At 60.6% G+C, this 22,414-nt stretch carries 15 protein-coding genes; 13 read left to right on the top strand and 2 right to left on the bottom strand.

The genetic code is table 11. The features are described from left to right. Positions 1 to 64: 64 nt before the first annotated feature. Entirely contained in the window at positions 65 to 2,284 is a 2,220-nt protein-coding gene (locus ACW9JC_RS19060) for a primosomal protein N' (RefSeq protein ID WP_457456818.1), read from the bottom strand. A 166-nt stretch (positions 2,285 to 2,450) separates the two neighbouring features. On the opposite strand from ACW9JC_RS19060, the gene rpmE reads away from it, so the two are divergent. The 3 genes from rpmE to ACW9JC_RS19045 all read left to right on the top strand — a co-directional run bounded on the left by rpmE (position 2,451) and on the right by ACW9JC_RS19045 (position 4,950). Next, on the top strand, positions 2,451 to 2,684 hold the full coding sequence (gene rpmE / locus ACW9JC_RS19055; RefSeq protein ID WP_128606293.1) for a 50S ribosomal protein L31: 234 nt from the start codon (positions 2,451 to 2,453) through the stop codon (positions 2,682 to 2,684). 26 nt (positions 2,685 to 2,710) lie between these two features. Then, on the top strand, positions 2,711 to 3,499 hold the full coding sequence (locus tag ACW9JC_RS19050) for a thermonuclease family protein (protein WP_457456815.1): 789 nt from the start codon (positions 2,711 to 2,713) through the stop codon (positions 3,497 to 3,499). Positions 3,500 to 3,681: 182 nt separating this feature from the next. Beyond that, positions 3,682 to 4,950, top strand: a complete 1,269-nt coding sequence (locus tag ACW9JC_RS19045) for a malic enzyme-like NAD(P)-binding protein (protein ID WP_217872650.1) — start codon at positions 3,682 to 3,684, stop codon at positions 4,948 to 4,950. Positions 4,951 to 5,190: 240 nt separating this feature from the next. Here the strand turns inward: ACW9JC_RS19045 and ACW9JC_RS19040 are convergent, their stop codons facing one another. Continuing rightward, complete coding sequence (locus ACW9JC_RS19040) at positions 5,191 to 7,629, bottom strand: penicillin-binding protein 1A (RefSeq protein ID WP_457456820.1); 2,439 nt, start codon at positions 7,627 to 7,629, stop codon at positions 5,191 to 5,193. 217 nt (positions 7,630 to 7,846) lie between these two features. Here ACW9JC_RS19040 and ACW9JC_RS19035 point away from each other — a divergent pair, with 217 nt between their 5' ends. The 10 genes from ACW9JC_RS19035 (at position 7,847) to ACW9JC_RS18990 (ending at position 22,332) form a co-directional block, all read left to right on the top strand. Further along, complete coding sequence (locus tag ACW9JC_RS19035) at positions 7,847 to 8,908, top strand: pilus assembly protein PilM (protein ID WP_457456812.1); 1,062 nt, start codon at positions 7,847 to 7,849, stop codon at positions 8,906 to 8,908. After that, complete coding sequence (locus ACW9JC_RS19030) at positions 8,908 to 9,474, top strand: PilN domain-containing protein (RefSeq protein WP_338584306.1); 567 nt, start codon at positions 8,908 to 8,910, stop codon at positions 9,472 to 9,474. Before ACW9JC_RS19035 ends, ACW9JC_RS19030 begins: the two co-directional genes overlap by 1 nt. Next, positions 9,471 to 10,094, top strand: a complete 624-nt coding sequence (gene pilO, locus ACW9JC_RS19025) for a type 4a pilus biogenesis protein PilO (protein ID WP_457456810.1) — start codon at positions 9,471 to 9,473, stop codon at positions 10,092 to 10,094. Before ACW9JC_RS19030 ends, pilO begins: the two co-directional genes overlap by 4 nt. Continuing rightward, positions 10,091 to 10,618, top strand: coding sequence for a pilus assembly protein PilP (locus ACW9JC_RS19020; RefSeq protein WP_457456808.1), 528 nt, complete (start codon positions 10,091 to 10,093; stop codon positions 10,616 to 10,618). Before pilO ends, ACW9JC_RS19020 begins: the two co-directional genes overlap by 4 nt. Positions 10,619 to 10,631: 13 nt before the next feature. Continuing rightward, entirely contained in the window at positions 10,632 to 12,701 is a 2,070-nt protein-coding gene (gene pilQ, locus ACW9JC_RS19015; protein WP_457456806.1) for a type IV pilus secretin PilQ, read from the top strand. Between the two features lie 4 nt (positions 12,702 to 12,705). After that, a complete protein-coding gene (aroK, locus tag ACW9JC_RS19010; RefSeq protein ID WP_056725695.1) occupies positions 12,706 to 13,224 on the top strand; it encodes a shikimate kinase AroK in 519 nt (172 codons plus the stop codon). Between the two features lie 151 nt (positions 13,225 to 13,375). Continuing rightward, entirely contained in the window at positions 13,376 to 14,476 is a 1,101-nt protein-coding gene (gene aroB, locus ACW9JC_RS19005) for a 3-dehydroquinate synthase (RefSeq protein ID WP_457456804.1), read from the top strand. A gap of 10 nt (positions 14,477 to 14,486) precedes the next feature. Then, a complete protein-coding gene (locus ACW9JC_RS19000; RefSeq protein ID WP_457456802.1) occupies positions 14,487 to 16,082 on the top strand; it encodes an AAA family ATPase in 1,596 nt (531 codons plus the stop codon). 350 nt (positions 16,083 to 16,432) lie between these two features. Then, complete coding sequence (gene gltB / locus ACW9JC_RS18995) at positions 16,433 to 20,881, top strand: glutamate synthase large subunit (protein ID WP_457456800.1); 4,449 nt, start codon at positions 16,433 to 16,435, stop codon at positions 20,879 to 20,881. A 32-nt stretch (positions 20,882 to 20,913) separates the two neighbouring features. Beyond that, entirely contained in the window at positions 20,914 to 22,332 is a 1,419-nt protein-coding gene (locus ACW9JC_RS18990; protein WP_457456798.1) for an FAD-dependent oxidoreductase, read from the top strand. Positions 22,333 to 22,414: the final 82 nt, after the last annotated feature.

The raw sequence follows: 22,414 nt of genomic DNA, 5'->3' as shown, positions 1-22,414 counted from the left end.
GGCGCCCTTGAGATCGCTATCGCGGGCAAGCCTTGCTCCTGCACATTCAACGGCGATCTCTCGGTTAATACAAATCGACCGGATCAACATCCAGAGACCAACGCACCGCCCGCCCACTCGGCATCTGCTCCAGCACCAGCAACCAGCTCGCCAGCAAGCGATGCAACGGCGCCCGCGCCGTAGCCTGCAACAACAGTTGCGCGCGATAACGCCCGGCGCGACGCTCCATCGGCGCCGGCACCGGCCCCAGCAGTTCAATCCCGCTCAGGTTCTGCTCGGCCAGCAAGCGCTCAGCCTCGCTGCAAGCCTCATCAAGAAAGCCTTCGGCCTGTCCCGGCTTATGCGCTTCAGCGCGCAGCAACGCCAGATGTGCAAACGGCGGCAGGCCAGCCGCGCGACGCTCGCTCAAGGCCTGTTCGGCGAAGGCGAAGTAGCCTTGCTCGGTCAATTGCACCAGCAGCGGATGGTCGGCCAGGTGTGTCTGGATGATCACTTTGCCCGGCTCTTCGGCCCGGCCAGCGCGGCCCGCGACCTGGACGATCAGCTGCGCCATGCGCTCGCTGGCGCGGAAGTCGCCGGAGAACAGCCCGCCGTCGGCGTCGAGAATCGACACCAGCGTGACTCGCGGAAAGTGGTGCCCTTTGGCAAGCATCTGGGTGCCGATCAAAATGCACGGCTGACCCTTTTGAATGGTCGCGAACAACTGGTTCATCGCGTCTTTGCGCGAGGTGCTATCGCGGTCGACCCGCAGCACCGGATAGTCCGGGAACAGGATCTTCAGGCGCTCTTCGGCCCGTTCGGTGCCGGCGCCCACCGGACGCAAATCGACCTTGTTGCACTTCGGGCACTGGCGCGGGACGCGTTCGACATAACCGCAATGGTGGCAGCGCAATTCGCCATAGCGCTGGTGCACGGTCATGCGCGCATCGCAGCGCTGGCATTCGGACATCCAGCCGCAGTCGTGGCAAAGCAGCGTCGGCGCGAAGCCTCTGCGATTGAGGAACACCAGCACTTGCTGGCCGGCGGCGAGTGTCTGGCCGATGGCCTGTTGCATCGGCCCGGAAATGCCGCTGTCCAGCGGGCGACTTTTCACGTCCAGACGCAGGAAGCGCGGTTGCTTGGCGCCGCCAGCGCGCTCATTCAGGCGTAGGAGGCCATAGCGACCGGTGTAGGCGTTGTGCAGGCTTTCCAGTGAAGGCGTGGCGGAGCCAAGCACAATCGGGATGTTTTCCTGCCGTGCTCGCACCAATGCCAGGTCGCGAGCGTGGTAACGCAAACCTTCCTGCTGTTTATACGAGCCGTCGTGCTCTTCATCGATGATGATCAGCCCCGGGTTTTTCATCGGCGTGAACAGCGCCGAACGGGTGCCGATAATGATGTCGGCCTCGCCGTCTCGAGCAGCGAGCCACGCTTCGAGGCGTTCGCGATCGTTGACCGCTGAGTGGATCAGCGCGATGCGCGCATTGAAGCGCTGCTCGAAACGCGCCAGTGTTTGCGGGCCGAGGTTGATTTCCGGGATCAGCACCAGCGCTTGCTTGCCGGCCTCCAGGGTTTCGCGGATCAACTGCAAATACACTTCGGTCTTGCCGCTGCCGGTGACGCCGGCCAGCAGGAACGCGTGATAACTGTCGAACCCGGCGCGGATCGCTTCATACGCTGCACGCTGTTCCGGGTTGAGCGGCAGCTCCGGCTGCGCCAGCCAGTGTTCGTGCCGGGCGCCGGGGGCGTGCTTGCGGACCTCGACCTGCACCAGATCCTTGGCCAGCAGCAAATCGAGGCTATCCTTGCTCAGCATCAATTTGCTCAGCAGCTGATGGGCCACGCCGTGGGGATGCTGCGCCAGTGTCGCCAGGGCTTCACGCTGGCGCGGGGCGCGAGCAATGCGCGGGTCATCGAGGCTCGCGCCTGGCGCAGCAGACCAGAAGCGTTCCTGGCGTGGTTCGGCCAGCTCGCCCTGACGCAGCAGCACCGGCAACGCCCAGCTCAAGGTGTCGCCGAGGCTGTGCTGGTAATACTGGGAAGTCCACAGACACAGCTTGAACAGCGCGGGTGGCAACGGTGGTGTGGCGTCGAGCAGGGCCAGCGCCGGCTTGAGTTTTTCGGCGGGGACTTCGCTGGTGTCGGTGACTTCCACCAGAATCCCGATCATCTCCCGACGCCCGAACGGCACCCGCAGGCGCATGCCGGGATGCATTTGCGCGCGCAGGACGCCGGCCGGTGCGCGGTAATCGAACAGGCGGCGCAGCGGCGATGGCAGGGCGAGGCGCAGAATGGCGTCGGGCACGCGTTTTCTCAATGAAGGGGTGAAGTAGCAGGCCGCGAGCCTAGCAGACGACCGGTTTGAGGGACAGCTTGCGTGATTGGCATTGTCTGGTAGAATCCGCGGCCTAATTACGTGCGGTATTCAACAATAGTGTTGGGTGGCGGCACGCTAGCCTGAGGAAGACACCATGAAAGCTGATATCCATCCAGAATACCCAGCAGTTGCTGTTACCTGCAGCTGCGGCAACAAGTTCGAAACCCGTTCGACCTTCGGCAAAGCCCTGGCGATCGACGTTTGCAACGAATGCCACCCGTTCTACACCGGTAAGCAAAAGACTCTGGACACTGGCGGCCGCGTTCAGCGCTTCGCCGACCGTTTCGGTGCTTTCGGCAAAACCAAAGCTCCTGCTGCTGCAGAGTAAGGTTGAAGGGCCCGGTGGGCTTTTCCATGCTGATGAAAAAGGCGTCCCTTGTGGGCGCCTTTTTTGTGTCTGCGATTTGGCTCTCCGCAGCCCAGGCTTTCTGCCCGGCGCCGGGTGGCCTGACACCGGTTGCGGTGCAGCGGGTAGTCGATGGCGACACACTTCGCCTGAACGACGGTCGCAGCGTGCGCATGATCGGCTTGAACACGCCGGAGCTGGGCAAGAAAGGCCGCTCCGACGAGCCGTTCGCCGTGGCCGCGCGCAAACGCCTTGAAGCGTTGGTTTCGGCGAGCGACGGGCGGGTCGGTTTGCTGCCCGGAAAAGAAAGCAAAGACCATTACGGCCGAACCCTGGCCCATGTCTACAGCGCCGACGGTGCCAATCTCGAAGCGCAAATGCTCGCCGAAGGTCTCGGTTTTCTGGTGGCGGTTCCTCCGAATGTCGATTTGGTCGACTGTCAGCAAGCGGCGGAACGCAGTGCCCGCCAGGCCGGGCTCGGCGTATGGCGACAGTCACCTGTACTGAAAGCGGATCAGATCAGCGCGTCCGGTTTTGCTGTGCTCAGCGGTCGTGTGAGCAAGGTTCAGCGTAATCGTGGCGGGGTTTGGATCGAATTGCAGGATTCGGTTGTATTGCGCGTTGCACCCAATTTGCTGGCCCGTTTCGATGGTTCCGCACTTGAAAAGCTCAAAGGCAGGCAAATCGAGGCGCGTGGCTGGGTGCTGGATCGTTCACGCCGCGGCGGGCTCAAGGATGGTCAGGCGCGCTGGATGTTGCCGCTGACGGATCCGGCGATGCTGCAAGTGATGCAGTGATAAAAAATTGTAGACATTTTTTCTGGCGATTGTGAACAGTCCATCCCTTGTGTTCCGCGGCTCTTGGCCCAAAGTCGTAAGGCCGGGCGCTTGACAGGGGTGACCGGTCAGTCTTGTGGGGATTTTGCGAGGCGCGTATCCTCGCTGACCAGTCTGTCCAACAGTAAAAGCGGAATGCCAAAATGTCTGATCTGAAAACTGCCGCTCTCGAATATCACGCCAATCCTCGTCCAGGGAAGCTGAGTGTCGAGCTCACCAAGGCCACCGCTACCGCCCGCGACCTGTCGCTGGCCTACAGCCCCGGCGTAGCCGAACCAGTACGCGAAATCGCCCGCGATCCTGAACTGGCCTACAAATACACCGGCAAGGGCAACCTGGTTGCAGTCATTTCCGATGGCACCGCGATTCTCGGCCTGGGTAACCTCGGCCCATTGGCCTCCAAGCCAGTGATGGAAGGTAAAGGCGTGCTGTTCAAGCGCTTCGCCGGCATCGATGTTTTCGACATCGAAGTCGACTCCGAAAGCCCGCAAGCCTTCATCGACACCGTCAAGCGCATCTCCATCACTTTCGGTGGCATCAACCTGGAAGACATCAAGGCACCTGAGTGCTTTGAGATCGAACGCGCTCTGATCGAGCAGTGCGACATTCCGGTATTCCACGATGACCAGCACGGCACCGCTATCGTGACCGCGGCCGGCATGATCAACGCCCTGGAAATCGCCGGCAAAACCTTGCCGGAAGCCAAGATCGTCTGCCTGGGCGCCGGTGCTGCCGCCATCTCCTGCATGAAATTGCTGGTGAGCATGGGCGCCAACATCGAAAACATCTACATGATCGACCGTACCGGCGTGATCCACTCCGGCCGTGACGACCTGAACCAGTACAAGGCTGTCTTCGCTCACGCGACCGACAAGCGCACCCTGGCTGACGCACTGCAAGGTGCTGACGTGTTCGTCGGCCTGTCCGGCCCGAACCTGCTGAGCGCTGAAGGCCTGCTGTCGATGGCGCCTAACCCGATCGTGTTCGCGTGCTCCAACCCTGATCCGGAAATCTCCCCGGAACTGGCCCACGCCACCCGTAACGACGTGATCATGGCCACCGGCCGTTCGGACTACCCGAACCAGGTGAACAACGTACTGGGCTTCCCGTTCATCTTCCGTGGTGCCCTGGACGTTCGCGCCAAGCGCATCAACGAAGAAATGAAAGTGGCTGCGGCCAACGCCCTGCGCGAACTGGCCAAGCTGCCGGTTCCTCAGGAAGTGTGCGACGCCTACGGCGGCATCAAGCTGGAATTCGGTCGTGAGTACATCATTCCGAAGCCAATGGATGCCCGTCTGATCACCCTGATCTCCGACGCTGTGGCCAAAGCCGCCATCGAGACTGGTGTGGCGACCCTGCCGTATCCGAAGAACTACCCGCTGAAAAGCGTGGATGACGTGTTCAACGGCTAAGTCGTTGTAGCGCTTCAACCGAAAGCCCCGGCTCGTAATGAGTCGGGGCTTTTTTGTGCCTGAGGGTTTTGGGTTGCCTTGAAGGGGGCCCATCGCTGGGAAGCCAGCTCCCACAGGGGAATGCGGTCAACTGTGTGTGTGGCTTGCCAGCGAAGAGGCCGGTTCAGTCACTGCACAACTGTCAGATGTAAAAAAGCCCCGCACTTCTCACGAATGCAGGGCTTTTTTGGCAGGTCAGGATCAGAACAAATCGATCGGCGCCGCTTCATCTGCCGGCAGCGGGCTGCCTGGCGCATTGCCGTTGCCCAGTTCATTCACCGACGGTGGCGTATCTTCGGCCTTGAACAGTTCGAAGTAAGCCCCTGGCGTGCTCGGGGAGGCCGCACGGCCACTGATCGGGTCGACGCGCAGGCTCAGGATGCCTTCAGGCTCTGGCTGCGTGTGAGGCGGCAGGTCCTTGAGGGCGGCGCCCATGTAGTTCATCCAGATCGGCAGCGCGACGGTGCCGCCGAATTCCTTGCGGCCGAGGCTTTCAGGCTGGTCAAAACCGGTCCAGACCGTGGTCACGTAATCGGCGTTGTAACCGGAGAACCAGGCGTCCTTGGATTCGTTGGTGGTGCCGGTCTTGCCGGCAATGTCGCTACGGCCGAGGGCCAAGGCACGACGACCGGTACCGAGTTTGATCACGTCCTCGAGCATGCTGTTGAGGATGTAAGTCGTACGGCCATCAACGATGCGTTCAGCCACCGCGGGTGCCTGCGGCGTCGGTTGGGCGGTCAGTGCATCGGCCGGTGTTGCGTTGACCGTAAAGGCCTCGGCGACTGGCGCGGCGATACCATCGGTGGCTGTCCCGCCTTTTGGAACGCTCGGCGGATTGGCGACGAACAGCGTGTCGCCATTGCGGCTTTCGACCTTGTCGATGATGTATGGGGTGATCTTGTAGCCGCCGTTGGCGAAGGTGCTCCAGCCGGTAGCGATTTCCATTGGCGTCAGGGTTGCGGTGCCCAGCGCGAGGGACAGGTTGGGTGGCAGATCCTGCTTGTTGAAGCCGAAGCGGGTGATGTAGTCGATGGTTTTGCCAACGCCCATCGCCTGCAACAAGCGGATCGACACCAGGTTGCGCGACTTGTACAGCGCCTCACGTAGACGGATCGGGCCGAGGAATGTGTTGGTGTCGTTCTTCGGACGCCAGACCTTGTCCAGGTACTCGTCGACGAACACGATCGGTGCATCGTTGACCAGGCTGGCAGCGGTGTAGCCGTTATCCAGCGCGGCGGCGTAGACGAACGGTTTGAAGCTCGAGCCCGGCTGGCGCTTGGCCTGCAACGCGCGGTTGTAGTTGCTCTGCTCGAAGGCAAAACCACCGACCAGCGAGCGGATCGCGCCATTTTGTGGGTCGAGGGAAACCAGCGCGCCCTGGGCTTGCGGGATCTGGCTGAACTTCAGCGAATTGTCCGGCTGGCGTTGCACGCGGATCAGATCGCCGACCTGTGCCACGTCCGAAGGCTGCTTCGGATTGGCGCCCATGCTGTTGGTGTTCAGGAACGGGCGGGCCCATTTCATGGTGTCCCAGTTGACGTGTTCCTGTCCGGTGCGGGTCAGCACTTGCAGGCCGGTCTTGTCGACCTGGGTGACGATGGCCGGCTCAAGGCTGCTGATGGTGCGCTGCTTGGTCAGTTCGGTGGTCCACGCTTCACGGGTCTTGCCCGGCAGGCGCGACTCGGGACCGCGATAGCCGTGACGCTGATCGTAAGTCATCAAGCCTTCATGGACGGCGGTATTGGCCATTTCCTGAAGGTTGCTCGGCACCGTGGTGGTGACGCGGAAACCTTCGGTGTACGCGTCGCTGCCATAGCGACCGACCATTTCGGCACGGGCCATTTCGGCGATGTAAGGCGCGTTCACTTCCGGGGTCGGCACGTGATAGCTGGCGTTCAGCGGCTCGTTGATCGCGGTGGTGTAATCGGCTTCGGTGATTTTGCCGAGCTTGTACATGCGCCCCAGGATCCAGTCGCGACGTTCCTTGCTGCGGGCCGGGTTGGCCAACGGGTTGAAGCGCGACGGGGCCTTTGGCAGACCGGCGATCATCGCCATTTGCGCCAGGCTGACGTCACGAATCGACTTGCCGTAATAGACCTGCGCCGCCGCCTCGATGCCGTAGGCACGGTTGCCCAGGTAGATCTTGTTGACGTACAGCTCAAGGATTTCGTCCTTGGTCAGCTGCCGTTCGATCTGCAATGCCAGGAGGATTTCTGTGGTTTTGCGCGAGAAGCTGCGTTCGCTGGTCAGGAAGAAGTTCTTCGCCACCTGCATGGTGATGGTGCTGCCGCCGGACTGGATGTGGCCGCTTTTGACCAATTGGGTGGCGGCCCGCATCAGGCTGCTGGGATCGACGCCATAGTGGTTGGCGAAGTTATCGTCTTCAGCACTTAGTAACGCATTAATGAAATTGGGGGGAATGTCGGCGAAACGGATCGGTGTGCGGCGCATTTCGCCGAATTCTGCGATCAACTTGTTATCGCTGCTGTAGACCCGCAATGGAATCTGCAACTGGATGCTTCGCAGCGCCTCCACGGACGGCAATCCGGGGCTAAGGTAAAGAAACGCCCCGCTCAGACCCAAAAGCAGTCCGCAGAAAACCGCGACGATGGACCAACCGAAAAATTTCAGCAGACGAATCAAGGCTTTTGGATATCCAGGGCAAAGAATGAATTACGCATCAGGGTTCAGGCTAAAGGCGAACGACCCGCGCTTGAGAATAAGCGGAAAAAAACGCTGGGCATTATAAGCATTTTTCCGGCGCAGGCGTCATTGGCGGCTGCTGTCAAGACGGGCGGAGGGAACGCAACACACATTACAGAGTCCGTAACTCACGGATAGTCATAGGGAATTGCTAGTGCCAGGACTCTTCAATAAAAAAGCCAATACGCTTTTAGGGATCGACATCAGCTCCACTTCGGTGAAGCTCCTAGAGCTGAGCCGCCAGGGCGACCGCTATCGGGTCGAGGCCTACGCGGTCGAGCCGCTGCCTGCCAGCGCGGTGATCGAGAAAAACATCGCCGAGCTCGAAGGCGTGGGCCAAGCCCTTTCTCGTGTACTGATCAAGGCCAGAACCAGCCTCAAGAACGTCGCCGTGGCCGTGGCCGGCTCGGCGGTGATCACCAAGACCATCGAGATGGATGCCGGTCTTTCCGACGACGAAATGGAAAGCCAGCTGAAGGTCGAGGCCGATCAGTACATTCCTTATCCGTTGGACGAGGTCGCCATCGACTTCGAAGTACAGGGCGCGTCAGCGCGCAACCCCGAGCGGGTGAATGTGCTGCTCGCGGCCTGTCGCAAGGAAAACGTCGAGGTACGCGAAGCGGCCCTGGCACTGGCCGGCCTGACCGCTCGTGTCGTCGATGTCGAGGCTTATGCCCTGGAGCGATCGTTCGGCCTGCTGACGAATCAATTGGCCAGCTCCCGGGAGCGTCTGGTGGCAGTGGTCGACATCGGCGCGACCATGACCACCCTGAGCGTGCTGCTGAACGGGCGGATCATCTATACCCGCGAACAATTGTTCGGCGGTCGCCAATTGACCGAAGAGATTCAGCGGCGATACGGGATGACCGTCGAGCAGGCGGGGTTGGCGAAGAAGCAGGGCGGTTTGCCTGACGATTACGTCAGTGAAGTGTTGCAGCCATTTCGCGAGGCCTTGGTGCAGCAGGTCTCGCGTTCGCTGCAGTTTTTCTTCGCTTCCGGTCAGTACCACTCGGTCGATCACATTTTGCTGGCCGGCGGCACTGCGTCTGTTCCCGGTCTGGATCGCTTGATCGAGCAGCAATTGGGTACGCCGACGCAGGTGGCCAATCCGTTTGCCGAGATGACGCTGAGCAGCAAGGTCAACGCCGCGGCGTTAGGCAGCGACGCACCAGCCATGATGATCGCCTGCGGGCTGGCCCTCAGGAGTTTCGACTGATGGCGCGGATCAATCTTTTACCTTGGCGCGAAGAGCTGCGCGAACAACGCCGCAAACGCTTTTTATTGATTCTGGCTGGCGTGCTCGTGGGGTCGGCAGGGGCTGTATTGATCGCCAATCAGGCGATCAACAGTGCCATCGACCGGCAGGTGGCGCGCAACGATTACATCGGCAAGCAGATTGTCGTGGTCGACGAGCGGATCAAGCAGATCAGCGATCTCAAGGCCCGCCGCCAGCAATTGGTCGAGCGCATGCGCATCATCCAGGACCTGCAAGGCAACCGGCCGATCAGCGGGCGAATTTTTGATCAATTGGCCCGGACCCTGCCCGACGGTGTGTATTTCACGGAAGTGAAAATGGATGGCAAGACCTTGTCCATCACTGGCGCGGCGGAATCCAACAACCGTGTTTCCGACCTGATGCGCAACCTCGATGCGTCGGACTGGTTCGATGCGCCGAGCCTGACGGAGGTCAAGGCGACCACCGCCGGCCAACTGGATCAGGCCAACGTCTTTCAGCTGACCGTTCGTCAGACTCAGCCCGCCGCCGTGGAGGATGGGAAATGAGTCCGTCCGCCTGGTTCGAAGGGCTGCGCAAGATCGATATCAACGAACTGGATACCAGCAACATCGGTTCCTGGCCGCCGGCGATCAAGGTGTTGGTGAGCGTGCTGGTCATGATGCTGGTGCTCGCGCTCGGTTACAGCTTTTCCACGAGTGAGCTTGGGAGTCAGCTTGACCTCAAACGCGAGGAAGAAACGACGCTCAAAGAACAGTTCGCCACCAAGGCTCATATGGCGGCGAACCTGGAGTTGTACACCCAGCAAATGAAGGAAATGGAGAACTCCTTTGGCGTGCTGCTGCGGCAACTGCCCAGTGATACCGAAGTCCCCGGTCTGCTCGAAGACATCACCCGCACCGGCCTGGGCAGCGGCCTGGAGTTTGAAGAAATCAAATTGTTACCCGAGGTCACCCAGCCGTTCTACATCGAATTGCCGATCCAGATCACCGTCACCGGTGCCTATCACGACCTGGCGACTTTCGTCAGCGGCGTGGCCGGACTGCCGCGCATCGTCACCCTGCATGATTTTGACCTGGCGCCGGTCAATCCTGACGGCGGGACAAAGTTGCGCATGAGCATCCTGGCCAAGACCTACCGCTACAACGACAAGGGGCTGCATCAATGAGCCTTGTTCGTGGTTTTTCCATAGCGGTGTTGCTGGTGGTCCTGACCGGTTGTTACGGCGGCGATGATGTCAGCGATCTGGATGCCTACATAAACGAAATGCGCCTGCGGGCGCCGGGCAAGATTGAACCAACGCCGACATTTCGGTCTTACCCGACATTCACCTACAGCGCCGCCAACCTGCGCAGTCCGTTTTCGCCACAGGTCAGAGTCGACCTGACCGGGCAGAGGCATGGTTCGCGCAATGTCAAACCTGACCCCAATCGGGTCAAGCAGTACCTCGAGGGTTTCAATATCGAGCAGTTTGAAATGGTCGGCACGATCTCCAATGCATCAGGCTCCTTCGCGCTGTTGCGCGGCGCTGGCGGTGTGCATCGGCTGAAAGTCGGCGATTACCTGGGGCGCAACGATGGGCGGATCGTCGCCATCAACGCCTCGCAAGTCGATGTGGTGGAAATCGTCCCGGATGGCGAAGGTGCCTGGCTGGAACGGCCGCGGACCCTCCCTTTGAAAGAACACTCATAGTGGAACTCGAAAAATGAACAGGATTTTCTCCACCCTCGGAGTGTCGCTATGGATAGCGCTGCTGTCGCCGATGGTACAAGCGGCCAACCTCAAGGCGCTGGATGTCGCAGCGCTGCCGGGCGACCGCGTCGAGTTGAAGTTGGCGTTCGATGAGCCGCCCCCGGCGCCTCACGGGTACACCACCGAATCGCCTGCGCGGATTGCGCTGGACTTGCCCGGTGTCGTCAGTCAGCTGGCGAGCAAGACCCGCGATCTGGGCGGCGGCAATGCCCGCAGCGCAACGGTGGTGGAAGCCAAGGACCGAACACGGCTGATCATCAACCTCACTCAATTGACCCCGTATGACACCCGGATCGAAGGCAACAGCCTGTTTGTGGTGGTCGGGCAGGGAGGCAAAAAACCGGCACCGAGGCCGGCCGCTGTTGTCACCCCGGCCCCGGCGCGCGCCGTTGCGCCAATGGCCAAGGCCATTCGCGCGGTAGATTTCCAGCGCGGCACCCAGGGTGAAGGCAATGTGGTGATCGACCTGTCGGATCCGTCCATCGCGCCAGACATTCAGGAGCGCGACGGCAAGATCATTCTCGGTTTCGCCAGAACCCGGCTGCCCGAGCCGTTGCGTGTGCGCCTGGACGTCAAGGATTTCGCCACGCCCGTGCAGTTCGTCAATGCCAGCGCTACAGGCGACAGGGCTACCATCACCATCGAGCCCAGCGGTGCCTTCGACTATTCGACCTACCAGACCGACAACAAACTGACCGTCAGCATCCGCCCGATGACTGCCGACGACCTGCAAAAGCGCAATGCTGACCGCTACGCCTACAGCGGCGAAAAACTCTCGTTGAATTTCCAGGACATCGATGTGCGCTCGGTGCTGCAACTGATCGCCGACTTCACCAACCTCAATCTGGTCGCCAGCGACACGGTGCAGGGCGGCATTACCCTGCGTTTGCAAAATGTGCCGTGGGATCAGGCGCTGGATCTGGTGCTGAAAACCAAGGGCCTGGACAAGCGCAAGATCGGTAACGTCCTGCTGGTGGCGCCGGCGGATGAAATCGCTGCCCGGGAGCGCCAGGAACTGGAGTCGCAGAAGCAGATCGCCGAGCTTGCGCCTCTGCGCCGTGAGCTACTGCAAGTCAACTATGCCAAGGCAGCCGATATCGCCAAGCTGTTCCAGTCGGTGACCAGCGCCGAGGCGAAAATCGACGAACGGGGTTCGATCACCGTCGATGAGCGTACCAACAACATCATTGCCTACCAGACTCAGGACCGGCTCGACGAATTGCGTCGGATCGTGGCGCAGCTGGATATCCCGGTACGGCAGGTGATGATCGAGGCACGGATCGTCGAAGCCAACGTTGATTACGACAAGAGCCTGGGCGTGCGCTGGGGCGGTTCGATCCAGAATAAGGGCAACTGGAATACTTCAGGTGTCAGCAATGGTGCGAACGCGTCGTCGACTATTGGCACGCCGGGAAGCACCAGCACCAATTCGCCGTTCGTCGACTTGGGGGCTGTCAACAACACCTCCGGAATCGGCATCGCGTTCATCACCGATAACGTCTTGCTCGACCTTGAACTGACGGCCATGGAGAAAACCGGCAACGGCGAAATCGTCTCGCAACCCAAAGTGGTTACGTCCGACAAGGAAACCGCGAAAATCCTCAAGGGCACCGAGATTCCCTATCAGGAAGCCAGCTCCAGTGGCGCGACTTCGGTGTCGTTCAAGGAAGCCTCGCTGTCGCTGGAAGTGACGCCGCAAATCACCCCGGACAACCGGATCATCATGGAGGTCAAGGTCACCAAGGACGAACCGGACTACCTGAACAAGGTCCAGGATGTGCCGCCGATCAAGAAAAACGAGGTCAACGCCAAGGTCCTGGTCAACGATGGCGAGACCATCGTCATTGGTGGTGTTTTCTCAAATACTCAAAGCAAGGTTGTAGATAAGGTGCCATTTCTTGGCGATGTGCCGTATCTTGGCCGCCTTTTCCGGCGTGACGTGGTTTCGGAGAAAAAATCCGAGCTGTTGGTGTTTCTCACTCCGCGTATCATGAATAACCAGGCGATTGCTGTGAGTCGTTGATTCTGTGCGAAATTTGATTCTTGTAGGACCGATGGGCGCTGGAAAAAGCACCATCGGCCGGTTGCTGGCCAAAGAGCTGCGCTTGCCATTCAAAGATTCCGACAAGGAAATTGAATTACGCACGGGCGCCAATATCCCATGGATCTTCGACAAGGAAGGCGAACCGGGCTTTCGTGATCGCGAGCAGGCAATGATTGCCGAACTGTGCGATTACGACGGCGTGGTGCTGGCGACCGGCGGCGGTGCAGTCATGCGCGAAGCCAATCGTCGGGCGCTGCACGCCGGTGGGCGGGTGGTTTATCTGCATGCTTCTGTGGAGCAGCAGGTCGGTCGCACCTCCCGCGACCGCAATCGCCCCTTGTTGCGTACCGCTGATCCGGCCAAGACCCTTCGGGATCTGCTGGCGATCCGTGATCCGCTTTATCGGGAAATCGCCGATCTGGTGGTGGAAACCGATGAGCGGCCGCCGCGGATGGTCGTGCTTGATATCCTCGAACGCTTGCAGCAGCTGCCGCCGCGTTAAAGCGCCGCACGAAATGCGCTATCCTCGGCGTCCTGCCACGACCGCTCAAGGTTGTGGCGAACGGCTACCGAACGGCGTCACACCGGCAGACGCCGTGGACATTGATTAATTCAAGGCACGATGCCTGATTCCATCTTCATTGTGGGGACACATGCAGACACTCAAGGTCGATCTAGGCGAGCGCAGCTACCCGATTCACATTGGCGAAGGTTTGTTGGATCAGCCTGAGCTGCTGGCCCCGCATATTCGCGGACGGCAAGTGGCGATCATCTCCAACGAAACCGTTGCGCCGCTCTATCTCGAACGTCTGACCCGCAGCCTCGCGCAGTTCTCGGTGATTTCCGTGGTGCTGCCCGACGGTGAAGCCTTCAAGACCTGGGAAACCCTGCAACTGATCTTCGATGGTCTGCTGACCGCACGGCATGACCGTCGCACGACAGTGATCGCCCTCGGTGGCGGCGTGATCGGTGACATGGCCGGTTTTGCGGCCGCCTGCTACCAGCGTGGCGTTGATTTCATACAGGTCCCGACCACGTTGCTGTCGCAAGTCGACTCGTCGGTGGGCGGCAAGACCGGCATCAATCACCCGATGGGCAAGAACATGGTCGGCGCTTTCTATCAGCCGAACGTGGTGCTGATCGACACCGCTTCCCTCAAAACTCTGCCGGCCCGCGAGCTGTCTGCCGGCCTGGCTGAAGTCATCAAGTACGGTTTGATTTGCGATGAGCCGTTCCTGACCTGGCTCGAAGACAACGTTGACCGCCTGCGTAATCTGGACCAGCAAGCCCTGACCTACGCCATCGAACGTTCCTGCGCGGCCAAGGCTGCGGTGGTCGGCGCCGACGAAAAAGAGACCGGTGTGCGTGCCACCCTCAACCTGGGCCACACGTTTGGTCACGCCATCGAAACCCATATGGGCTACGGTGTCTGGCTGCATGGCGAAGCGGTCGCTGCCGGCACCGTAATGGCTCTGGAAATGTCCGCGCGCCTGGGCTGGATCAGCGAACAGGAACGCGATCGCGGCATTCGCCTGTTCCAGCGCGCAGGCCTGCCGGTCATCCCGCCGGAAGAGATGACCGAAGCCGATTTCCTCGAACACATGGCAATTGATAAAAAAGTGATCGACGGTCGTTTGCGCCTGGTGCTGCTGCGCCACATGGGCGAAGCGGTGGTGACCGACGATTATCCGAAAGAGGTTCTACAGGCCACGCTGGGAGCGGATTACCGCGCCCTGGCTCAGCTTAAAGGTTAATAAGAACGCGATGACTAGTTTGCATGCCGACGAGGCTTTCCTCGGCCATTACCAGTTGAATCATGACCCTTTTGCTCCGCGGGTTCCTGGCTTCAAGTTTTTCCCGGCCCAGCGCAAACCCGTGCTGGGGCAGCTGCACCATCTGGCGCGTTACAGCCAGTTGTTGCTGGTGGTTACTGGCCCGCATGGCAGTGGCAAGACCCTGCTGCGTCAGGCACTGGTGGCCAGCACCAATAAACAATCGGTGCAGAGCGTGGTGGTTTCTGCCCGTGGTGCCGGCGATGCGGCTGGCGTGCTGCGCCAGGTCGCCCAGGCGCTGGACGTTGCCCAGCCCGAGGTCGACGCGATTCTGGCGCAGGTGGTGCAACTGGCGCTTACCGGTCAGGAAGTCTATTTGCTGGTGGATGATGCCGAGCAACTCGACGAGTCAGCGCTCGAAGCCCTGATGGCGCTGGGCGCCGGTGCCCCGGAAGGTCGCCCGCATGTGTTCCTGTTTGGCGAATCGTCGCTGATCGCTCAGCTTGAGGCTTTGCAGCTTGAGGAAGAGCGCTTCCACGTCATCGAATTGCAGCCGTACACCGAGGAAGAGACCCGCGAATATCTGGACCAGCGTCTTGAAGGCGCAGGCCGGGGTATCGAACTTTTCACCGCGGATCAGATCTCTGATATTCACGAAAGCTCCGAGGGTTGGCCTGGCAATATCAACCAGGTTGCTCGCGATGCAATGATCGAAGCCATGATTGCCAGCCGCTCAGCGGTCAAGCGTCCAAGTATGGGGTTCAATATGCCGAAGAAACACGTATTGGCGATTTCCGCCGTCGTCGTGGTCGCGGTAGCCGCCGCCTGGTTAATGCCGGGTCGCAGCAAAGCGCCGACCACCGGTGCTCCGGCCAACGAACAAGCACAACTGCCACTGGGTCAGGGGCAACCAACAGCCAATGGCGGCGCACCGGCCGTCGAGTTCGCCGGCAACACGCAGCCGATGCCGTTGCCGTTGGTCGGTAATTCGCAGCCGGTAATGCGCGGTCCTCTGGCTGAAGCGGCCGGTGGCATCACCGAAGGTGACGATGGCGTGCCGCTGGAAGGTTCCAGTGAAACACCGCCGACCGTTACTACCACCGCACCGCCCGCAGGTGTCCCGGCTGGTCCTGCACCAACGCCAGCGGCCAAACCGACGCCTGCGCCGACTCAGGTCGCCACCGCGAAGCCTGCACCGGTTCCAGCGCCTGCCGCCAAGCCTGCCCCGGCGCCAGCCAAACCGGCCGTTGCCGCTGCTGCCAAGCCTGCCGAGAAACCGGCCACCACAGCCAAGGCTGCTGGCGGCACCTGGTACGCCGGTCAGGCTCCGGGTAACTACGTGGTGCAGATCCTCGGCACCAGCTCCGAAGCGACCGCGCAAAACTTCGTCAAGGAGCAGGGCGGCGAGTACCGTTACTTCAAGAAAGTGCTGAACGGCAAACCGCTTTACGTCATCACCTACGGCAGTTTCACCAACCGTGATGCAGCTGTTTCCGCCATCAAGGCCTTGCCAGCGAAGGTTCAGGCTGGTAAACCTTGGCCACGTTCTGTCGCCAGTGTCCAACAGGAACTCGCCACAGCTCGCTGAAGATTCGGCGGCCTTACCCAGGCCGCCTCTCCCGGCACCTCAAAATTTCTACAAGCGCATGCCGCCTCTACAGGCCGCGTGCCTTGTGGTGTCTGCGTCACAGTAGTCTTTGAGACGTTGCAGTCAGAATTAAAAAAGTTTTGACTAGCACAGCAGATCGCTTTAAACCTTTCACAAATGCGACATAGATTTGCGACATTTCGTCGTCAAATTTGTGAGGCCAAGTGTCGGTGTGTACAATGACCTCCCTTTTGCTCCCGCAAAGCTGGCGTACGTTCGGCGCGGATGGCAAGTGGTTGAATTGAAAAGAAATTTGCCTCGTTAAGAGGCAGCCTGGTGAGAAAGTGTCTATGAAAGCAGGTCTGTACCAACCAGATGAATTCAAGGATAACTGCGGTTTCGGCCTGATAGCCCATATGCAGGGCGAACCCAGTCATACCCTTTTGCAAACGGCCATCGAGGCCCTGACCTGCATGACCCACCGCGGTGGGATTAATGCCGACGGCAAGACCGGTGACGGTTGCGGTCTGCTGATTCAAAAGCCGGACGTATTCCTGCGAGCCATCGCCCAGGAAACCTTCGGCGTCGCATTGCCCAAGCAATATGCCGTGGGCATGGTCTTCTTCAACCAGGACCCGGTCAAAGCCGAAGCCGCTCGCGAGAACATGAACCGCGAGATCCTGGCCGCCGGCCTGCAACTGGTCGGCTGGCGCAAAGTGCCGATCGACACCAGCGTCCTCGGCCGCCTGGCCCTTGAGCGTCTGCCGCAGATCGAACAAGTGTTCATCGGTGGTGAAGGCCTGAGCGATCAGGACATGGCGATCAAGCTGTTCAGCTCCCGTCGTCGCTCGTCCGTGGCCAACGCCGCCGACGTCGATCACTACATCTGCAGCTTTTCCCACAAGACCATCATTTATAAAGGCCTGATGATGCCGGCGGATTTGACCGCCTTCTATCCAGACCTGAGCGACGAGCGCCTGCAAACCGCGATCTGCGTGTTCCACCAGCGCTTCTCCACCAACACCCTGCCGAAATGGCCGCTGGCTCAACCGTTCCGCTTCCTGGCGCACAACGGCGAGATCAACACCATCACCGGTAACCGCAACTGGGCCGTGGCCCGTCGCACCAAGTTCGCCAACGACCTGATGCCCGATCTCGAAGAGCTCGGCCCGCTGGTCAACCGCGTCGGTTCCGACTCCTCCAGCATGGACAACATGCTGGAGCTGATGGTCACCGGTGGCATCGACCTGTTCCGTGGCGTGCGGATGATCATTCCGCCAGCGTGGCAGAACGTCGAAACCATGGACCCGGACCTGCGTGCGTTCTACGAATACAACTCGATGCACATGGAACCGTGGGACGGCCCGGCCGGCGTGGTAATGACCGACGGTCGCTACGCGGTGTGCCTGCTCGACCGTAACGGTCTGCGTCCGGCGCGTTGGGTAACCACCGCCAACGGTTTCATCACCCTGGCTTCCGAAATCGGTGTCTGGAACTACCAGCCTGAAGACGTGATCGCCAAGGGCCGCGTTGGCCCGGGCCAGATCTTCGCCGTGGACACCGAAACCGGGCAGATCCTCGACACCGATGCCATCGACAACCGTCTGAAGTCCCGTCATCCGTACAAGCAATGGCTGCGCAAGAACGCTCTGCGCATCCAGGCGACCATGGAAGATAACGACCACGGTTCGGCGTTCTACGACGTCGATCAGCTCAAGCAATACATGAAGATGTACCAGGTCACGTTCGAAGAGCGCGATCAGGTGCTGCGTCCGCTCGGCGAACAAGGCTACGAAGCCGTGGGTTCGATGGGCGACGATACGCCGATGGCCGTGCTGTCCCAGCGCGTGCGTACGCCGTACGACTATTTCCGCCAGCAGTTCGCGCAGGTCACCAACCCGCCGATCGACCCGCTGCGTGAAGCCATCGTCATGTCGCTGGAAATCTGCCTCGGTGCCGAGCGCAACATCTTCCAGGAGTCGCCGGAACACGCTTCGCGCGTGATCCTCAGCTCGCCGGTCATTTCCCCGGCCAAGTGGCGTTCGCTGATGAACCTCGATCGTCCGGGTTTCGAGCGCGCGATCATCGACCTCAACTACGACGAAAGCGTCGGCCTCGAAGCGGCGATCCGCAACGTTGCCGATCAGGCTGAAGAAGCCGTGCGCGCCGGTCGTACCCAGGTTGTGCTGAGTGACCGTCACATCGCCCCGGGTAAATTACCGATCCACGCTTCCCTGGCTACCGGCGCGGTGCATCACCGTCTGACCGAAAAAGGCTTGCGTTGCGACTCCAACATCCTGGTGGAAACCGCGACCGCTCGCGATCCGCACCACTTCGCCGTGTTGATCGGATTCGGCGCTTCTGCCGTTTATCCGTTCCTGGCCTATGAAGTGCTGGGCGACCTGATCCGCACCGGTGAAGTGCTGGGCGACCTCTACGAGGTGTTCAAGAACTACCGTAAAGGCATCACCAAAGGCTTGCTCAAGATCCTGTCGAAGATGGGCATCTCGACCATCACCTCCTATCGCGGAGCACAACTGTTCGAAGCGATCGGCCTGTCCGAGGAAGTCTGCAACCTGAGCTTCCGTGGCGTGCCAAGCCGTATCAAGGGTGCGCGTTTCGTCGACATCGAAGCCGAGCAGAAAGCCCTGGCCACCGAAGCCTGGAGCCCGCGCAAGCCGATCCAGCAAGGTGGTTTGCTGAAATTCGTCCACGGTGGCGAATATCACGCGTACAACCCGGACGTGGTCAACACCCTGCAAGCCGCCGTGCAGCAGGGCGACTACAGCAAGTTCAAGGAATACACGTCGCTGGTGGATAACCGCCCGGTGTCGATGATCCGCGACCTGCTGAAAGTCAAAACCCTCGACACTCCATTGGACATCAGCGAGATCGAACCGCTGGAATCGGTGCTCAAGCGCTTCGACTCCGCCGGTATCTCCCTGGGCGCCCTGTCGCCGGAAGCTCACGAAGCCCTGGCCGAAGCCATGAACCGCCTCGGTGCGCGTTCCAACTCCGGCGAAGGCGGTGAAGACCCGGCGCGCTACGGCACCATCAAGAGCTCGAAAATCAAGCAGGTCGCGACTGGCCGTTTCGGTGTGACTCCGGAATACCTGGTCAACGCCGAAGTGCTGCAGATCAAGGTCGCCCAGGGCGCCAAGCCCGGCGAAGGTGGTCAACTGCCGGGCGGTAAAGTGAATGGTCTGATCGCCAAGCTGCGTTACGCAGTGCCGGGTGTGACCCTGATTTCGCCGCCGCCGCACCACGATATCTACTCGATCGAAGACTTGTCGCAGCTGATTTTCGACCTGAAACAAGTCAACCCGAAGGCGCTGGTCTCGGTGAAGCTGGTAGCAGAAGCGGGCGTCGGCACCATCGCTGCTGGTGTGGCCAAGGCCTACGCGGACTTGATCACCATTTCCGGCTACGACGGCGGCACCGGTGCATCGCCGCTGACCTCGATCAAATACGCGGGCGCTCCGTGGGAACTCGGCCTGGCCGAAACTCACCAGACCCTTCGTGGCAACGACTTGCGCGGAAAAGTCCGGGTACAAACCGACGGCGGCCTGAAAACCGGCCTCGACGTCATCAAGGCTGCGATCCTCGGCGCTGAAAGCTTCGGCTTCGGCACCGCGCCAATGATCGCCCTGGGCTGCAAATACCTGCGCATCTGCCACCTGAACAACTGCGCCACCGGCGTTGCGACCCAGAACGAGAAGCTGCGCAAGGATCACTACATCGGTACCGTCGACATGGTGGTGAACTTCTTCACCTACGTCGCAGAAGAAACCCGTGAGTGGCTGGCCAAGCTGGGCGTGCGCTCCCTCGAAGAGCTGATCGGCCGTACCGATCTGCTGGAAATCCTCGAAGGGCAGACCGCCAAGCAGCATCACCTGGACCTGACTCCATTGCTGGGCAGCGACCACGTGCCGGCGGACAAGCCGCAGTTCTGCGGCGTGGAACGCAACCCGCCGTTCGACAAAGGCCTGCTGGCTGAGAAAATGGTCGACATGGCCACCTCGGCAATCAATGACCTGAGCGGCGCCGATTTCGCCTTGGACATCTGCAACTGCGACCGTTCCATCGGTGCGCGGATCTCCGGTGAAATCGCCCGTAAGCACGGCAACCAGGGCATGGCGAATGCGCCGGTCACCTTCCGCTTCAAGGGCACTGCCGGGCAGAGCTTCGGCGTGTGGAACGCCGGCGGCCTGAACATGTACCTGGAAGGCGACGCCAACGACTACGTCGGCAAGGGCATGACCGGCGGCAAGCTGGTCATCGTTCCGCCGAAGGGCAGCGTCTACAAGACTCAGGACAGTGCCATCATCGGCAACACCTGCCTGTACGGCGCTACCGGTGGCAAGCTGTTCGCCGCCGGCACCGCGGGCGAGCGTTTCGCCGTACGTAACTCCGGTGCCCACACCGTGGTGGAAGGCACTGGCGATCACTGCTGCGAGTACATGACCGGTGGTTTCGTCTGCGTCCTGGGCAAGACCGGTTACAACTTCGGCTCAGGCATGACTGGCGGTTTCGCCTACGTGCTCGACCAGGACAACACCTTCGTTGACCGGGTCAACCACGAACTGGTGGAAATCCAGCGGATCAGCGGCGAGGCGATGGAAGCCTACCGTAGCCATTTGCAACGCGTGCTGAATGAGTACGTCGAGGAAACCGACAGCGAGTGGGGTCGTAACCTCGCCGAAAACCTCGATGATTACCTGCGCCGTTTCTGGTTGGTCAAGCCCAAGGCTGCCACCCTGAAATCGTTGCTTTCCAGCACCCGTGCCAACCCGCAGTGATATGCGCCTGAAGAGTTTGATGAGGTTTTAAAATGGCTGAACGTCTGAATAATGACTTCCAGTTCATCGAGGTCGGGCGCAAGGATCCGAAGAAGAAACTGTTGCGTCAACGCAAGAAAGAGTTCGTGGAAATCTACGAACCGTTCAAACCCCAGCAGTCGGCCGACCAGGCCCACCGCTGCCTGGGTTGCGGTAACCCGTACTGCGAATGGAAGTGCCCGGTGCACAACTTCATTCCCAACTGGCTGAAGCTGGTGGCCGAGGGCAACATCCTCCAAGCCGCCGAACTGTCGCACCAGACCAACACCCTGCCGGAAGTCTGCGGCCGAGTGTGTCCGCAGGATCGTCTGTGCGAGGGTGCCTGCACCCTCAACGACGGCTTCGGCGCGGTGACCATCGGTTCGGTGGAGAAGTACATCACTGACACCGCGTTCGCCATGGGCTGGCGCCCGGACATGTCCAAGGTCAAGCCGACCGGCAAACGCGTCGCGATCATCGGCGCGGGCCCGGCGGGCCTGGGCTGTGCCGACGTGCTGGTGCGTGGCGGCGTGACCCCGGTGGTGTTCGACAAGAACCCGGAAATCGGTGGTCTGCTGACCTTCGGCATCCCCGAGTTCAAGCTGGAAAAGACCGTGCTGAGCAATCGTCGCGAAGTCTTCAGCGGCATGGGCATCCAGTTCCGCCTCAACACCGAGGTGGGCACGGACGTGACCATGGAGCAACTGCTCGAAGAATACGATGCCGTGTTCATGGGCATGGGCACCTACACCTACATGAAGGGCGGCTTTGCCGGTGAAGACCTGCCGGGCGTGTACGACGCGCTGGACTTCCTGATCGCCAACGTCAACCGCAACCTGGGCTTTGAAAAGTCGCCGGAAGATTTCGTCGACATGAAGGGCAAGAAGGTCGTGGTTCTCGGCGGCGGCGACACGGCGATGGACTGCAACCGTACTTCGATCCGCCAGGGCGCCAAGTCGGTGACCTGTGCTTATCGTCGTGACGAAGCGAACATGCCGGGCTCGCGTAAAGAGGTGAAGAACGCCAAGGAAGAAGGCGTGAAATTCCTCTATAACCGCCAGCCGATCGCCATCGTTGGCGAGGACAAAGTCGAAGGCGTGAAGGTGGTCGAGACTCGTCTCGGCGAACCGGACGCCCGTGGCCGTCGCAGCCCTGAGCCGATCCCGGGATCCGAAGAGATCATCCCGGCCGACGCCGTGGTCATCGCGTTCGGTTTCCGTCCAAGCCCGGCGCCGTGGTTCGAACAGTTCAGCATCCAGACCGACAGCCAGGGCCGTGTCGTAGCCCCGGAACAAGGCCAGTACAAGCACCAGACCAGCAACCCGAAAATCTTCGCCGGTGGCGACATGGTTCGCGGTTCTGACCTGGTGGTGACAGCGATCTTCGAAGGCCGTAATGCCGCCGAAGGGATCCTGGATTACCTGGGCGTCTAAACCCGTCCGGCTGACTGCAATGCAATACCTGTGGGAGCTGGCTTGCCAGCGATAGCATCACCTCGGTCTACCTGACAAACCG

It is taken from the genome of Pseudomonas sp. SDO5591_S426 (genome assembly GCF_054070755.1).
The sequence above is the reverse complement of the archived record's forward strand: the minus strand, read 5'-3'. Positions and strand labels throughout refer to the sequence as shown.

Coding starts and splice junctions, on each gene's coding strand:
- rpmE (WP_128606293.1), top strand. CDS start 2,451: ATGAAAGCTGATATCCATCCAGAATACCCAGCAGTTGCTGTTACCTGC.
- ACW9JC_RS19050 (WP_457456815.1), top strand. CDS start 2,711: ATGCTGATGAAAAAGGCGTCCCTTGTGGGCGCCTTTTTTGTGTCTGCG.
- ACW9JC_RS19045 (WP_217872650.1), top strand. CDS start 3,682: ATGTCTGATCTGAAAACTGCCGCTCTCGAATATCACGCCAATCCTCGT.
- ACW9JC_RS19030 (WP_338584306.1), top strand. CDS start 8,908: ATGGCGCGGATCAATCTTTTACCTTGGCGCGAAGAGCTGCGCGAACAA.
- pilO (WP_457456810.1), top strand. CDS start 9,471: ATGAGTCCGTCCGCCTGGTTCGAAGGGCTGCGCAAGATCGATATCAAC.
- ACW9JC_RS19020 (WP_457456808.1), top strand. CDS start 10,091: ATGAGCCTTGTTCGTGGTTTTTCCATAGCGGTGTTGCTGGTGGTCCTG.
- pilQ (WP_457456806.1), top strand. CDS start 10,632: ATGAACAGGATTTTCTCCACCCTCGGAGTGTCGCTATGGATAGCGCTG.
- aroB (WP_457456804.1), top strand. CDS start 13,376: ATGCAGACACTCAAGGTCGATCTAGGCGAGCGCAGCTACCCGATTCAC.
- ACW9JC_RS19000 (WP_457456802.1), top strand. CDS start 14,487: ATGACTAGTTTGCATGCCGACGAGGCTTTCCTCGGCCATTACCAGTTG.
- gltB (WP_457456800.1), top strand. CDS start 16,433: ATGAAAGCAGGTCTGTACCAACCAGATGAATTCAAGGATAACTGCGGT.
- ACW9JC_RS18990 (WP_457456798.1), top strand. CDS start 20,914: ATGGCTGAACGTCTGAATAATGACTTCCAGTTCATCGAGGTCGGGCGC.